Origin of the sequence: Collinsella sp. AM18-10, from assembly GCF_003471585.1 — a bacterium.
GTDB lineage: Bacteria > Actinomycetota > Coriobacteriia > Coriobacteriales > Coriobacteriaceae > Collinsella.
Window position 1 is genome coordinate 319550 of the sequence record NZ_QRJO01000001.1, and the last position, 15129, is coordinate 334678.

Here is a 15129-nt window from a genome sequence, read left to right on the forward strand (position 1 = left end):
TGCCCTAGCGAGCTTTGGCACGCTGCAGGCGATGCCGTCTCCGCCTAGATTTCGCGCACGCTCTGGCGCTCGACAAAATAGGTCGACACAGCCGTTTTGCAGGTATAGCTCTTGGGATTGCGGATGTTGCCCACCAGGCGGCGCACCGCGATCTCACCCACCTCGTGCTTGGGAACATGCACCGTGGTGAGCGGCGGGTTGGAAAAAGCGCCCAGAGATAGGTCGTCAAAGCCGATGATCGAGACATCCTCGGGCACGCGAATGCCGTGCTCGTTGAACGCGCGCATGGCACCCACGGCGAGCACGTCGTTCTCGGCAAAGAAAGCCGTCGGCAGGTCGTCGTGCGAGGCATTGTCGAGCCACGCGCCCATGTCGCGATAAGCGCCCTCGAGCGTGGTGCCCAGCGTGACGCGCCATGCCGGATTGGCCTCGAGGTCCGCATCCTCAAGCGCTTGGCGATAGCCGCGCTCGCGGTCCTTAAAGTTGCGGATACGAAGGTCGCCCGCCAGATAGCCGATTTGCTTGTGACCTTTCTCGATAAGGTAGTCCACGGCACGCAGCACCGAATCGGTATTGGCAATGACCACGGCATCAAAGTACTGGCGGTCGCTCCAGCCATCGAGCACAATCAGGTGGGCGGCGGCGTTAGCGAACAGGGCGTAGTCCTCCTCGCCCAACTCCGTACCCATTAGTACAATAGCGGCGGCCGGATCGGCAATCAGGCCCTCGACCTGCGGACGCACGGCGTCTAGGTCGCTAAAGTCGAGCGAGACAAAGCTCGTGCTCATGCCGTGGCGACGCGCCTGGCGCTCCACGCCCTCGATGACCGCGGGGTGGAAGGTGCTCTCGTCCAGGATGGCGCCCGTCTTGCGCGCGAGCACAAACTGGATGCTCTCGAGCTGCGTCGACTGCTGATAGCCGAGCGACTGCGCGCACTCCAGGATGACTTTGGCGGTCTCCTCGCTCACGCTGCGCTTGCGGTTGAGCGCGTTGGACACGGTTGCGGGCGAAAAACCGGTGATGCGGCTGATCTCGCGAACACTTGCTTTGGCCATTGTTCCCCCTAGCAACGGTCGTGGCGGAGCATCGTGGCCTGACCGCCCCGTGACTCGACAACTAAACGACCGCAAATTCAATCTAAACAGAATAGTAAATGTTTAATAGCTAGTTTAGCCTGTTGTCAAGCGAAGCGACACGACTATTCCCCCAACGGGCGTATTTACTCGGTAGCTAAAAAAGCCCGTCCCAAATTGACTACATGGGACGGGGCGTGAAAATCATTTAGCCCAGGACACGAGCCATACGGGCCTTGAACTCGGACAGGAAGCGCGGGGCGTCGACGGTCAGCGCCACGAGCGCGCTCTTATCTGGATCGGACAGACGGTGCTCGTCGCAGATGGTGCGGCCGCGATACTCGCCCAGCAAGTCAACGCGCAGGTTACAGCCGAGCGCACCCACGAGCGTGGGATCAATCGCCACGGCAACCGCCAGCGGATCGTGCAGCGCGCAGCCGCCCAGGTAGGGCGCGTTCATTTCGTACGAACCGATATAGTGCTCGACCATGCTCGCAAACGCGCAGCCAGCCATAGTGCCCGAGCCCGTCCAGCCGGCAACGTCGCGACGTGTGAGCACCACGCGGTGCGTCACATCCAGGCCCACCATGGTGAGCTTGCGGCCCGAGCGCAACACAGCGTCGGCAGCCTCGGGGTCGCCCGCCATGTTGGCCTCGGCGCCCGCGCTCACGTTGCCGGGCACGGTAAGGGCGCCGCCCATCACGACCACGCGGCCGATAGACATCATCGCCGCCGCATCGCGCTCCAGGGCAAGCGCCAGATTGGTGAGCGGGCCGGTCGCAACGTAGACCAGATCGGGACCATAGGTACGCGCGGCATCAATCAGGTAATCGACCGCCGCATTGCCGTCGGCCGACGTCGCGCCCACCGGCTCGTACGGCGAGGCGGGCACGCTTGCGCCGCCAATACCGTTCTTGCCGTGGATAAGCGTGGTGGACGCCGGCGGCGTGTAGGGTTCGGTCGCCTTCATGGGACGATCGGCGCCCAGGTACACCGGCACCTCGGGACGACCCAACAGGTCGAGCACCGCCAAGCAGTTGTGCGCCGACTGCTCGACGCGCACGTTACCAAAGCACGTGGTGATGCCGACGAGCTCCACCTCGGGGCTTGCGATGGCATAGGCGAGCGCCATCGCATCATCCACACCCATATCCAGATCAAGGATCAGCTTCTTGGTTGCCATTGTTCTACTCCGCTTCTCCCTCTACATCCAAACCGTCTAAACCAAACTTGTGCTCGACTTCCGCACGCGTGGGAATTGATTGCTGAGCGCCCAGGCGCGACACCGTCACCGCCGAGGCGCGAGCGCCCGCCGCGATGCACTCAAAGAGCGGCAGGCCCTCCAGACGAGCTGCAGCAAGCGCGCCAATAAATGTATCGCCCGCGGCCGTCGTATCGACCACCACGCTCGAAAGCGCCGGCATGCGCAGCGGCTCACCGCCATCGCCGAGCGTAACCGAGCCGGCGCCGCCCAGCGTGATGACCGCAGCCCCGGCGCCCTTGTCGAGCAGCGCATTGAGCGCGGCGACGCAGCTCGCATCATCTGTGGGCAGAATGCCCGTCAGCACCTGGCACTCGGTCTCGTTGGGGCAGACCAGGTCGACCGCAGGCCACGCTCCTGCCGGCAGGTCGCAGGCGGGCGCCGGGTTAAAGATCGTATAGAACCCCAGCTCGTGAGCGCAAGAAAGCGCCGCGGCCGTTGCCATCAGATCACATTCGCCCTGGGCGATAAAGACGCCGCCAGCAGCCGGGGCAAACTCGCTGGCATCGCCGTCGAGCTCGTCGGCCACCAAGCGCCTCAGTGCGCGGGCAACGTCCTCGCCCGCAAGCGCGTGGTTGGCGCCCGGCGACAGCACGATGCGGTTGTCGCTCTCGCAGCGAATGATAGTCGCGGTACCGGTCTCCACGTCATCGCGACGCGCCACAAACTCAACGCCCACGCCGGCATCCTGGAGCCCTGCCACAAGCGCATCGCCAAAGGTATCGCGCCCAACAGCGCCGATCATGCACGTGCGCGCATCCATGCGCGCAGCGGCAACGGCCTGATTGGCTCCCTTACCGCCGGCGTTGGTGATAAAACCGCTGCCATCGACCGTCTCGCCCGCGCGCGGCATGCGCTCGCACGCCACCGAAAGGTCCATGTTCATGCTGCCGAACACCGCAACGATGCTGTGATCCGCCATGGAAACCTCCTCGTCTTCAGGCTTTGCGCCCACCGTCGACCAACGATTGTGCACTCTCGCACCCCCTATAACTTTAGTCCACTTTGATGTGGACGCGCGCTTGAGCTTGCGCCAGCAGCAAGCATTCACAGGGGCAGGCAGCTACAATGAATACGTGCTGATTATTCTCGTCATTGGATGATGTTTTATGGAACAATTCTCGCAATCGGGCTCGCGCGGTCGACGCCGCACGGGCAACGAGCCGGCGCCGCACGAACGCGTGAAGGGCGAGCGCCGTGCCAACGAGCCGCGACGCACCGCGAGCCCCCATCGCGCTTCTGCCAACAACGCGGGCCGCGCCAACACTCCCGCCGCGGAGCAGACGCCTGCTCGCCCCAAGTCCCGCTACATCCCTGCCCTCGACGGCCTGCGCACGCTTGCCGTCGTCGCGGTGGTGCTCTATCACCTCAACCTCACGTGGGCTCAGGGCGGCCTGCTTGGCGTCACGATCTTCTTTGTGCTTTCGGGCTATCTGATCACGCGCTTGCTGCTCAACGAAGTCGCTAAGACCGGCCGCATCGACCTTAAGAGCTTCTGGATTCGCCGCATCCGTCGCCTGGTCCCCGCCGTGGTGACCGTTGTGGTTGTAACCTGTGCGCTGTGCACCGTCTTCAACCACGTGATGCTCACCAAGATGCGTCCCGACATTCTGCCGTCGCTGCTGTTCTTTAACAACTGGTGGCAGATTATGCAGGACGTCTCGTACTTCAACGTCCTGGGCGACCCCTCGCCGCTTACGCACTTTTGGTCGCTCGCCATCGAGGAACAATTCTACCTGGTTTGGCCACCGCTGCTGTTTGCCATGGTGTCCATGCATGTGAGCAAACCCAACACGCGCCGTGTGGTCCTGGGACTCGCAACGGTATCCGCCCTTGCCATGATGGTGCTCTACAACCCTGCCGCCGACCCCAGCCGCGTGTACTACGGCACCGACACCCGCGTCTTCTCGCTGCTGCTGGGCGCCTGGATGGCCTTTATCCCCGATCGCGACCTGGCGCCGGTGCGTCTCGCTCATCGTTTGGGGCTCAATCGCCTGGCTGGCGCCGCCAAGCACGGCAAGAACGCCGAGGGCGAGCCTGGCGAGAAGGCCGACAACGCAGCCGAGACCGTCCCGGCACAGCCGAGCGCCCTCGTGCGCTTTTGGTCCTCGCCCGCATCCATCGATGTGCTGGGCGTCGTGGGTCTGGTTGGCCTTGCCGCCATGGTCGCGCTCACCAACGGCTACACCGCGTTCCAGTATCGCGGCGGCACGCTGCTATGCTCCATCCTCACGCTCATGGTCATCGCGGCCTGCGTGCAGCCCCAGGGAATGGTTGCCCGCGCACTGTCCGCCGAGCCGCTCGTGTGGGTTGGCAAGCGCTCGTACAGCATCTACCTGTGGCACTATCCGCTACTGTTGCTCATGAACCCGGTCGCCAACATCAGCGATACGCCCTGGTGGCAGTACATCTTGCAGGTACTTGTGGTGGTCGCCGTAGCCGAGTGCTCCTATCGCTTTATCGAAACGCCGTTTAGGAAGGGCGCCTTTGGACGCACCGTTTCCGAGTTCCGCGAAGGCACCACCACGCCCGCGAGCTGGGTGCGCGCGCATATTCCCGTGTGCGCCGTTTGCGGCGTCGTGCTTGTCGTGGCGCTGGGTGGTCTGGTCTTTGTGCCCGACACATCCGCGCTGAGCGGCGAGGGCGCCGAAATCCTAAACAAGGAAGCCAAAAATGCAAAACCCCAGGACCAACAGGCGGCCGATGACACCGACAAGGACAACGACGGCTTCCCCGACGGATCCTACGACCTGTTAATGATCGGCGACTCCGTGTCGCTGCGCGCTGTCGATTCCTTTGACGGCGTGTTCCCCCACAGTCACATCGATGCCGAAAAGGGTCGCCAGTTCGATGCGGGCCGCGCGACATTTGAGGGCTATATCCAGCAGAACCTTGCCGGCAAGATCGTGGTCTTTGCCCTGGGCACCAACGGCTTGGTAACCGACGACCAGATCGACGCTATCATGGCCGATGCAGGAGATAAGCGTATTGTGGTGTTTGTGAACACGCGCAGCCCGCAGCCGTGGGTTGGCTCTACCAACCAGGCCATCGCCAACGCCGCTACGCGCTACAAGAACGTGCGCGTTATCGACTGGTACGGATACAGTGCCAATCGCAACGACCTGTTCGATGGCGATGGCACGCACCTGTCGACCACTGGCGTGACTGAGTACCTCAACTTGATCCACGATGCAGTCAAGAAGGACCTGCCCGTGCATCCCGAGGATCACGTCAACGATCCTCAGCCGGCGGCCGTCAAGTCTGCCACCGACGCACTCGTTAACGCCCTCGCCTTCAAACCGCACAAGCTAGGCACCGACAAGTAACCCGCAGCAAACACCCCGAGGTTGCTCTTTTTGAGCCGACTCCGAGAGGCCGTGGGCAAAAAACAGGCCGCAGCCCATGGCGGCGACCTGTTAAGAATCCAAAAGAGGCGCTATGCGCTGTAGCCCATCGCCTGCAGCACAAACATGACGACCGTCAGCACCGTAATCACACCGATAGTCGCCCAAGTGAGCACATTCCACACGCGGCCGTTGCGGTTAGTGCCCATAATGTGACGGTCAGCGGCAATAACCACCTGGAACACCAGAACCACGGGCAGCAGCACGCCATTGATGACCTGCGAGGTCATCATAATCTGGAACAGATCGACGCCGGGCATAAGCACCAGCACGGCAGAGATGCCGATGATGGCCGTAATGATGCCGCGATAGACCGGGGCCTCGTCCCAGCTGCGATCGGCACCGCGCTCCCAGCCAAATGCCTCGCAGATAGCGCTCGACGTAACGCCCGGCAGCACGCAGGCAGCCAAGAAACTCGCCGCGACCAGGCCCGAGGCAAACAGTACCGTAGACCACTGACCCGCAATAGGCTCCAGCGCGCGGGCAGCATCGGCAGCATCGCTAATCTGAATACCCGCCGGGAACAGCACCGTACCGGTCGTAATGATAATAAAGCCGGCAATGACATCGGCAGCAAGCGAGCCGCTCACGGTATCGATGCGCTGCAGCACGATATCGTCCTCGCCCGCGTTCTTATCGACCACGTTGTTCTGCGCCAAGAAAATCATCCACGGCGCGATGGTGGTACCGATCGTTGCGACCACGAGCGACACGTAGCTGGGGTCATTTTGAATGTTAGGCACGACCAGGTCGACCGCGACCTCACCCCAGTTGGGGCCAGCCATAAACGCGGCGACGATATAGGTCACGAACACGCAGCTCACCAGCAGTAGAATCTTCTCGATGCGCTGGAAACTACCCGACATGGTAAGCATCCATACCAGCAGCGCCACCAACGGCACCGAGATGCTCGCCGGCACGCCAAAGAGAGCAAGACCGCTGGCGATGCCCGCAAACTCCGAAATGGTCACAGCCGTGTTGGCGATCAACAGCGCCGCCATAGCAAGTACACTCTTGCGCACGCCAAAGCGCTCGCGAATGAGCGATGCCAGGCCCTTACCCGTGACGCAGCCGCAGCGCGCCGCGGTCTCCTGCGTCACGATGAGCAGCACAGTCATGACGGGAAGCATCCAGAGCATCTTGTAGCCATAGCTGGCGCCCGCACTGGAATACGTTGCAATGCCGCCGGCGTCATTGCCCGAAAGCGCCGCCAGCAGACCGGGACCCATAGCGCCAAAGATGGCCGCGATGGTCAGCTTTTGCTTGGTGCCCGACTTTTGCTTGGTATTTTGCACGCGACCACCTAACCCATGACTGACATGGCGAGCAGCACCGCGGCGATGCAATACGCCACACACGAGATCATGACGGCAATAACGTTCATGGCGGTGCCCGACGTGTTGAGGTCATGCTCGTCACGCCAGAACAGCACCATCAGGTAAATCACGGCACTCATGTTGCCAACCAGGCAAATGATGGCAGCGATATTAAAGCACCCGGTAAAGAGTTGCTCCTCAAACATGGGCGCATCGGGGAATGCAGCGGTGCGCACCAGCTGGGCGCACAGATAGGTCACGAGTGACAGAATCAGGCCCATGCCCGTGCTCTGGAAGAAGAACCCCAGATACGGCTTGGGCTCGTCGTCGTGACCGTCATACTCCAGGAAGTAGTTCTTGACGAACGACACCATGCGCGAGGCCGCCAGCAGCACGAGCGGCATGGCGCACATGGGGAACACCACCAGATGCGCGGAGCCGAGCGCCGTTCCCAGCACGGTCGCCATGATGCACGACGCGATGCCCCATATAACAACCCAGTACTGGCGATGCACGAACCAGCTGAGCACGTTCGTCGAGTCGTCGGACGCGCTGTCACCCGAGCCGACACCAGCGATCTGCAGGTCCTCCTGATGCTCCTCGGCGATAACGTCCATGGCGTCGTCGAAGGTTACGATACCCAGGATGTGGCGGTTCTCGTCGCAGACGGGGATAGCGACCAGGTCATACTTGGTCATCTCGTCCGTTACGTCTTCCTGGTCCTCGTCGGGCGACACGTAGACCAGGTCGCGATAGGCCAGCTGACCCAGCGTGGCGTCGCGATCGGCTACGATCAGCGTTCGCAGCGAAAGCACACCGGTCAGCATGCCGCTCGGATCCTCGGTATAGACGTAATAGACGCTCTCGAAGTCCTCGTCGAGCTCGCGAATCGCCTCGATGGCGTCACCGACCGTTGCCGTGGCGGGCAGGGAGACAAACTCCGAGGTCATGATGCGGCCGGCGGTGTTGTCCTCATACCCCAGCAGGTTACGAATCGCCTTCTCCTCCTTGACGCCCATCAGGCGCAGGAGCTTCTCGGCCTTCTCGTAATCAAGCTCGTCGATCAGGTCGGCTGCATCGTCCGGGTCCATCATGGCCAGCATCGACGATGCGTCCGTATCGGACAGGCCCTCGAGCATCTCGGTCATAAGCTCGTCGTCATCGAACTCCGAGATGGCCTCGGCGGCCTGGGCAGTATCGAGCTGCGCAAACACCTGCGCACGTAGACGCGGGTCGAGCTGCTCGATAATGTCGGCGATGTCGGCAGGGTGCAGCTCGCCGAGCGTCTTGTGCGACACCGAGAGTTGAATGTTCTTGGTCGAGCGGTCGAGCAGGTCCATGTAGGACCAAGCGATGATGTCCTCGCTGAGCGGCTTGCCCAGGTGCTTCATAAAGCCCTCGACGACGTGCTCGAGTGCGGGGCTGATCGCGCGCAGCAGACCGCGGGCACCGACCTCGGCACCCAACAGGCGCAGCTGGTTTTCGCCCGACATGGAAAACTTGATGTCGTTGACGCGCACGACCTTCATGCCCTGCGTGTCGACGATCTGCTTATTGAGCACGTCGCGCGCCAGCAGGAGCTCGGTCGGCTGCAGGTACGAGAAGCGAATATTGGTGGCAGACGTGTTGAGATACACGCCCGTCTCGTCGATACGGTCGACCCATTTGCGCCAGCTGATCATAAACGGCGTCTTGCCGGGGCCGCGGAACGCGAGCGACGTCACGTGCGGAAAAACTTCGCCGGTTGCAATGCCAAAATCGTTGACCACGCCGAGCTTTTCGCCGTCGACGTCCAAGACCGGCAATTTGAGCATCTCACTCAGATAATTCAATGGTGCTCCCCATCATTATTCCTCCGGACGCGGCCGCGCGTGCGGCGTCCGGGGGCTTCTGGATATGTATACGCATGCGCGGGCGGCACGCCGCTCGACGCTTACACCCCGTGCATGCGCAAAAAGCACCTGCATGGGGTCATCGACTGTATGGTCGAGGTTTGGATTTCACCTGTAACCTTTCTCTTGACCCTCATTAACCGCAGTAACTATAGCATCAGCATCGCCCTGCGGCATCGAATTTATGCGCTGCACATTGCAGGCATACCAAACGCTGACGTATCCGTGACATAGCCATTGGGGACATTCTTAAACGACTACCCAATGACTACTCTGTGGTGTCGTCGTCCTCGGCAAGTTGGGGGAACACAGCGTCCTTGGGCATGGCGACCTTCGTCAGCGAGGTGAGCTTTTTGCTCAATGCCGTGTCCGTCTTGACCAGGTCGCTGAGCGTCACGATTTTGTAGCCGTCGGCGACAAGGCCGTCGATAATCTGCGGCAGTGCCTCGAGCGTCTGCTCGGCGCATTCGTCTCTATCGGTGAGCAGCACGATATTGCCCGGCGTCACCGAATCGAGCACCGTCGAGACCTGCTCGTCGGCACCGTTGAGCAGCCAGTCACCCGAATCGATATTCCACGAGACCACGGCGGAGACCAGGTCCATCGCATCAATCCAGTTTTGCTCGTCAAAGGCAGCGTAGGGAGCACGCAGCAGCATCGTCTTCACGCCGGTCGCCGACTTAATCGCATCGGTGCCTTTCGTGATCTGTTCGCGTACCGCCTCACGGTCCTGACCCTTGAGCGAATCGTCGCTGTAGCTGTTGGATCCGGTCTCGCACCCGGCATCGACAATCGCCTTGGCCGTGGCAGGCGAGGCCTCGGCTGCATCGCCCGAAAGGAAGAACGTCGCGGTGACGCCCTTTTCCTTGAGCACCTGCAAGATCTGCTTGGTAGCGCCGCTCGGACCCTCGTCAAACGTCAGCGCCACGTACTTTTTGTTGCCCTTGGGCGCCACGCTGGCGCACGCAACGACGCAATCGGTGGCGGGCACAACCTCGCCGCGGTCTTGCGTCTTGCCCGACTGCTCACCAACCCACACCTCGGAGCGGCCCTGGACACCCCACGTCTGCACATACTCGATAGCGCCCGTGCCCTCGACCTTGAGCTTGGGCTCGATAACCGTAGCCTGAACCTCGTGCTTCTCGTAGGTGTTACGGCCATCCTTGACCGTCACCTTCTCGCCGCCCTCAAGTTCGCGGCTATCCCATTTGCCCTGCTTCACGCGTTTGCCGTCGACCTTCACCGACAGCTTTTCGCCCCCATGGCGCTTGAGCACGCTGTCATCGACGGCCAGCAGGTCGCCTGCGTCGTAGGTGTCAGTCAACTCCTGGTCGTCGATGAGATTCTGCAGCGTAGAGCCCACACGCACCGCGGTCTTCTGGCCGTTGAGCTCCACGTCCACGCTGCGGTTGACGTAGCCCACGACGGCAGCGATAAACAGCACGAGCGCGCAACCCACGGCGATGAGCGCATAGGGCAGGCGAGACGAACGACGGGGCGTACGGCCGTTGCCGATGCGAGCGCTGCGGTCGCTAAAGCCGCGGCTATGGTTGAGATACATCGCGCCGGGCTTACGGTGACGGCGGCGCTGACCGCTGGGCAGCTGCCCCAGGTCGCGGCGCGCCGTCGGACGCGCACCCGAGTGCCCGTTTAAGTTGGATCCGTTTTGGCGCATGTGCCCTCCCCCATAAACACAGCAAGCCGGAGCAACAGGTCTCCGGCTTGCCTCCCATCATTTGGTACGTCGCTATTTTGTAGCTTTTGACGAGCCTCCGCTCGCCTTTTGGTATTCGTCCTTAAAGGCCTTGAACATACCGCGCGTCTTGCCGAGCTGCTTGCCCAGTGCGCGGCTGCCCTTGTCCACGGCGACCGATCCCTTGTCATCGAGCACCTTGGCGCCCTTTTTGACCTTGTCGCCCACCACGACGCTGGCCTCGGCGGCCTTGGCAGCCGCACCGCCCGAATATCCGAGCGACTTGACCTCGTCCGAAACGATCATCGCGCCGTCCGCATAGCCGCGCAGCATCGTCGGCGGCACCTGCGTGTCACCAACCAAAACACTCGAAGCAGCACCGGCGGTCACATAGAATGCCTGCACGATGCCCGAGCGTGGCTTGAACTCAACGTCCGAGCAATAGCCCACGACGTCGCCCGATTCCGTGCGCACGTCCATACCGACCCAGATGATGCAATCGTCCAGGTTGATGTCGAGGCGCCTGGCGGCGGCGGCATCGTACGTGTCCTTGACGTCATCGACCGCGATGGCGCCCTCGTAGACACCAATGGCGTCGAGCGCTACGAATCGATCGGGACGCTCGATCATGCCCGCGATATCGGACTGGCGGACCATAAAGCCAACCACGCGCGTACCGCCCGGGGTAAAGACCGGAAAGTGAATCTTTCCGAGCTTTTTAGGGCTGCGCGGCGTGCCGTCCTTTTTGGTGCGCTTGTCCTCGGTAGGCTTGCGATAGATCTTGGCGCCGACAAAATCCCCGGCGCGCATTATGCCTCGGTCGAGGGCTCCGCAGCCTCGGCATCAGCCTCGACGGCGTTCTCGACCACGACGTCGGCGGCAGGCGTCACGTTGCCGCCCGAAATGGCGTCATTGAGCTGCTCGCGCAGCTGGTCCATGCGCTCGCGGGCCAGGTCGACCTTGGCGCGCAGGTCATCGGTCTTGGCGTCGACCATCGGACCAAAGTCGTTGACCGCGGCACGAGCCTCCTCGGCACCGTGCTCGTAGGTGTCACGCATGTTGTCCCAGGCATCGTTGGCGATATCGGCGGCCATGGCGCGGGTCTCGGCACCCGAACGCGGGGCCAGAGCAACGCCGATGATAGCGCCGGCGGCAGCACCAAAGAGCGCACCGGAGACAAAGCTGAAAGTCTTTCCCATGATCATTCCTCTCCTGCGGGCACCTCGATGCCCACCGTTTGAATGCTGTCCATTATACCCGCAGCGCAACACTTGCCGTCGCGCTCATCTGCGTACGGCAAAGGCGCAGGTACGTGATGGTGATAAACGCGTAAGCCTACTCCTGGGGCATAGCCGGCATGGCCACCGTGGCACCCGGGTCCTCGCCGGCGCCGTCCACGAGCGGCAGGCCGCCCTCATGCGCAGGTCCCGCCGGAACCGTCGCCGCACCGCCAAAGACGGCAGCGGAAGCCTCGTGGTTTTCGGCAACCGCGCCCTCGGTATCAATCGCCACCTGGGGCTCGTCGTCAAAGTTGGGGACGCCCTGGGGCTCGGTGGGAACGGGCTCGGCGGTCGCATCGGCAACGGGCTCGGCGTCGACCGGCACATCACCCTCGTCAGCGCCCTCGTCCTCGGCAGCATCTTCGCCGTTCGCAGCGGCGACGGCCTCGTGCGGGTCCTTGCCCTCGGCCTCGGCGCGCATGCCCAGCACCAGGTTGCGCAGGCCCGCGACCGTACCGTCCACGTCGGGGGCCGGCTGGTCGGCGTGCAGGTACGCCCAGTCCATCATAAAGGTCGCCGACGACAGCGCGCCAATGGCCAGCGCGTCGTCGGGACACGAAAGCTCAACCTCAAAGACGCGCTCGTCGTGCTCGCTTACGCGCGTGCGACCGCACGAGATGCTACCGGCAAGACCGGTCTCGTTCATGAGCTCGACCGTCACGTGCTCCAGCAGATGGCAGAGCTCGGTCTGACCCATGCAGTCCTGGAACTCGCGGCCGGAATCGCCCAAGCACAGGTGCTTGGCAATCGCGGGCACCAGATAGTACACGCGCGCCGTGGCCTCGATGTCCTCCGAGGTCATAAGCGGCATGCCGGGGTTCACCAGCACATGCGCGCAGATCTTGTCCTCGCTGACGGTGACCTTAAGGATGTTGAACAGGCCTGCCATAACTCTCCCCTACTCTTCCTTGCCCTACTCGTCGCCATCGTGCGGGTCCACAGAGCCCGCACCCGACGCCGCCGGCTTCTCTGCCGAAGACTCGGAATCCTTCTTATCGGTTTCGGCCGGAGCGATCACGCGAATGAGCGAGATGCGCTGGCCACGCATCGACTGCACTTTAAACTTGTACCCCGCGACCTCAAACACCTCTCCGATGTCGGGCACCGAGTCACAAAGCTCCAAAATCCAGCCGGCGATGGTCTCATAATCATCGCTTTCCTCGAGCGGCCAACCAAGCTCAATCGCGTCATCGCACGAAAAACGCCCATCGACGAGCCACTCGCGGCGCGAAAGGCGCGTGAGATACTTGTTGTCGGGGTCGAACTCGTCCTCGATCTCACCGACGATCTCCTCGACGATATCCTCGATGGTGATGATGCCGGCCGTGCCGCCGTACTCGTCCACGACCACCACGATCTGGTCGTGCGAGGTCTGCATCTCGGACAGCAGCGGCAGGATGTCCTTGGTGTCGGGCACAAAGGTGGCGTCGCGCAAAAAGCCGGCGATGGGCTGGTCGCCCTTGCCGTCGAGCGCGGGCTGAATCAGGTCCTTAATGTGCGCGATGCCCGCGACGTTGTCGGGATCCTCATGATAGACGGGGATGCGACTAAAGCCGGTCTGGCGCATGGTGGATAGCACGCTGGCGACCGTCTCGTCGTCCTCGCACATGGTGGTGTCCACGCGCGGCACCATGACCTCGCGGGCAACGGTGTCGCCCAGGTCGAAGATCTCGTGGATCATACGCTTTTCCTCGTCGAGCAGGTCATCCTGCTCCGAGACCATGTACTTGATCTCTTCTTCCGAGACGTTCTGCCGGTCGTCGGCACTCTTGATGCGCAGAATGCGGGCCAGGCCATCGGAGCAAGCGCCAGTCAGCCACACGAGCGGACGGGCGATCTTTTGGAAAAACGACAACGGTCCCACGACCTGCTTGGACACGCCCTCGGCATTGGCCAGGCCGATGCGCTTGGGGACGAGCTCGCCGATCACGATGGACACGAAGGCGACCGCGACGGTGATGATGACCGGCGCCAGGCCGCGCGCGATGGCGGAGAGCGGCGCGATGCCAAAGCTCATGAGCCACGTGGCGAGCGGGTCGGACAGGCTCGTCGAGGCAACGGCGGACGAGGCGAAGCCCACGAGCGTGATGGCGACCTGGATGGTGGCGAGCAGCTGGTCGGAGTCGGCAGCCAGCTTAATGGCACGCTCGGCGCGCTTGTCGCCTTCCTCGGCCTCATGCTCCAGCACGGCGCGCTTGGCCGTGGTGAGCGCCATCTCGGACATAGAGAAGTAGCCGTTGATGAGGGTCAAAACGAGGGTAGTGATAAGGGAGATGGTTATGTCCATCGGGAGTTTCTCGAACCTCCAAGATTCGGGACGTTGGGTAGTAAGCGTAGGTGACGGATAGGGCAATTGCGCCGGTCGCCCGTGCGAGCGGGGCCGTGGGCGCGGTCGCTAGATTACGAAGAGAATCACCGCCATGAACTGGAAGATGCTGCCGGCGAGCACCCACAAGTGGAAAATACTGTGCAGATAGCGCACGTTTTTGGCGATATAGAACGGCACGCCTGCGGTGTAGCACACGCCGCCGACGGCGAGCAGGGCAAGTGCCACGGGGTTGAGCAGTGCCACAAGTACGGGCAGCTTAAAGACAACGAGCCAGCCCATCAGCAAGTAGACCAGGCCACTTACCCAGTGCGGTTGACGTTCGCGCATAAAGCACTCGAGGGCGATGCCGATAATGGCGATGGCCCATACGGCAAAGAACAGCGCAGGGCCGCCGTCGTTTGCGAGCGTGATGAGGCAAAACGGGGTATAGCTGCCGGCAATGAGCAGGTAGATGCAGCTGTGGTCGATGATGCGAAACACGCGCTTGGCGCGCGCGGGCTGAATCGCGTGGTAGAGCGTGGAGGCTAGGTATTCGAGAATAATGCTGACGCCATAGACAATTGCCGCGGCCATGTGGGCCGAGCCTCCGCCGCGCAGGGCGGCGAATACGATCAGGAGCACCAGGCCCGCGATACCCAGCAGGCAGCCGACACCATGGGTGACGGAGTTCATGATCTCCTCACCCACCGTGTAGTGTGGAACGGCCGCGGTCTTGGGTCGCGGCTTAGAACTGTCGCTCGAATCGGACATGCCGGTTACATCCTCCAATGTAAAGAGTTCTCAACACTATATCAAAGCGTCTGGGTACGTGCGAAATTTGCACCTTACGTGACCCTTTGTTTACCCATCCTTTGCTTGTTGACGCATCAACGGCGAACATC

12 protein-coding genes are annotated in these 15129 nt (G+C 62.2%); 1 reads left to right on the forward strand and 11 read right to left on the reverse strand.

Annotated features, from left to right (window positions below; all coding sequences use genetic code 11):
* Positions 1–44: 44 nt before the first annotated feature.
* The 3 genes from DW211_RS01305 to DW211_RS01315 all read right to left on the reverse strand — a co-directional run bounded on the left by DW211_RS01305 (position 45) and on the right by DW211_RS01315 (position 3256).
* Entirely contained in the window at positions 45–1055 is a 1011-nt protein-coding gene (locus DW211_RS01305) for a LacI family DNA-binding transcriptional regulator (RefSeq protein WP_089573543.1), read from the reverse strand.
* Positions 1056–1281: 226 nt separating this feature from the next.
* Positions 1282–2256, reverse strand: coding sequence for a nucleoside hydrolase (locus DW211_RS01310; protein WP_117564514.1), 975 nt, complete (start codon positions 2254–2256; stop codon positions 1282–1284).
* Positions 2257–2260: 4 nt separating this feature from the next.
* Positions 2261–3256: a ribokinase gene (locus DW211_RS01315; RefSeq protein WP_118258753.1), complete on the reverse strand. Its 996-nt coding sequence runs from the start codon at positions 3254–3256 to the stop codon at positions 2261–2263.
* A 187-nt stretch (positions 3257–3443) separates the two neighbouring features.
* Between DW211_RS01315 and DW211_RS01320 the strand changes: the two genes are divergently transcribed.
* Complete coding sequence (locus tag DW211_RS01320) at positions 3444–5660, forward strand: acyltransferase family protein (RefSeq protein WP_118258755.1); 2217 nt, start codon at positions 3444–3446, stop codon at positions 5658–5660.
* Positions 5661–5770: 110 nt separating this feature from the next.
* On the opposite strand, the gene DW211_RS01325 is transcribed toward DW211_RS01320, so the two are convergent.
* The 8 genes from DW211_RS01325 to DW211_RS01360 all read right to left on the reverse strand — a co-directional run bounded on the left by DW211_RS01325 (position 5771) and on the right by DW211_RS01360 (position 14998).
* Complete coding sequence (locus DW211_RS01325; protein WP_117637211.1) at positions 5771–6967, reverse strand: Nramp family divalent metal transporter; 1197 nt, start codon at positions 6965–6967, stop codon at positions 5771–5773.
* Positions 6968–7041: 74 nt separating this feature from the next.
* Entirely contained in the window at positions 7042–8886 is a 1845-nt protein-coding gene (locus DW211_RS01330; RefSeq protein WP_118258756.1) for a magnesium transporter, read from the reverse strand.
* Between the two features lie 328 nt (positions 8887–9214).
* A complete protein-coding gene (locus tag DW211_RS01335) occupies positions 9215–10621 on the reverse strand; it encodes a polysaccharide deacetylase family protein (protein ID WP_233540913.1) in 1407 nt (468 codons plus the stop codon).
* A gap of 72 nt (positions 10622–10693) precedes the next feature.
* A complete protein-coding gene (locus DW211_RS01340; protein ID WP_118258758.1) occupies positions 10694–11449 on the reverse strand; it encodes a PRC-barrel domain containing protein in 756 nt (251 codons plus the stop codon).
* Positions 11449–11838 (reverse strand): YtxH domain-containing protein, encoded by a 390-nt coding sequence (locus DW211_RS01345; RefSeq protein WP_118258760.1) that lies wholly within the window; start codon positions 11836–11838, stop codon positions 11449–11451. The genes DW211_RS01340 and DW211_RS01345 overlap by 1 nt, the downstream gene beginning before the upstream one ends.
* Positions 11839–11974: 136 nt before the next feature.
* Entirely contained in the window at positions 11975–12808 is an 834-nt protein-coding gene (locus DW211_RS10260) for a hypothetical protein (protein ID WP_233502267.1), read from the reverse strand.
* A gap of 24 nt (positions 12809–12832) precedes the next feature.
* A complete protein-coding gene (locus tag DW211_RS01355; protein ID WP_118258762.1) occupies positions 12833–14206 on the reverse strand; it encodes a hemolysin family protein in 1374 nt (457 codons plus the stop codon).
* Between the two features lie 108 nt (positions 14207–14314).
* Positions 14315–14998 carry a hemolysin III family protein gene (locus DW211_RS01360; protein ID WP_187361909.1) on the reverse strand — a complete coding sequence of 228 codons (684 nt, stop codon included), beginning with the start codon at positions 14996–14998 and terminating at the stop codon, positions 14315–14317.
* Between the last annotated feature and the right edge of the window lie 131 nt (positions 14999–15129).

Bases quoted from the DNA above. Each gene is read 5' to 3' on its own strand.
- DW211_RS01305 (WP_089573543.1), bottom strand. From the start codon at position 1,055: ATGGCCAAAGCAAGTGTTCGCGAGATCAGCCGCATCACCGGTTTTTCG.
- DW211_RS01310 (WP_117564514.1), bottom strand. From the start codon at position 2,256: ATGGCAACCAAGAAGCTGATCCTTGATCTGGATATGGGTGTGGATGAT.
- DW211_RS01315 (WP_118258753.1), bottom strand. From the start codon at position 3,256: ATGGCGGATCACAGCATCGTTGCGGTGTTCGGCAGCATGAACATGGAC.
- DW211_RS01320 (WP_118258755.1), top strand. From the start codon at position 3,444: ATGGAACAATTCTCGCAATCGGGCTCGCGCGGTCGACGCCGCACGGGC.
- DW211_RS01325 (WP_117637211.1), bottom strand. From the start codon at position 6,967: ATGGGTCCCGGTCTGCTGGCGGCGCTTTCGGGCAATGACGCCGGCGGC.
- DW211_RS01335 (WP_233540913.1), bottom strand. From the start codon at position 10,621: ATGCGCCAAAACGGATCCAACTTAAACGGGCACTCGGGTGCGCGTCCG.
- DW211_RS01340 (WP_118258758.1), bottom strand. From the start codon at position 11,449: ATGCGCGCCGGGGATTTTGTCGGCGCCAAGATCTATCGCAAGCCTACC.
- DW211_RS01345 (WP_118258760.1), bottom strand. From the start codon at position 11,838: ATGGGAAAGACTTTCAGCTTTGTCTCCGGTGCGCTCTTTGGTGCTGCC.
- DW211_RS10260 (WP_233502267.1), bottom strand. From the start codon at position 12,808: ATGGCAGGCCTGTTCAACATCCTTAAGGTCACCGTCAGCGAGGACAAG.
- DW211_RS01355 (WP_118258762.1), bottom strand. From the start codon at position 14,206: ATGGACATAACCATCTCCCTTATCACTACCCTCGTTTTGACCCTCATC.
- DW211_RS01360 (WP_187361909.1), bottom strand. From the start codon at position 14,998: ATGTCCGATTCGAGCGACAGTTCTAAGCCGCGACCCAAGACCGCGGCC.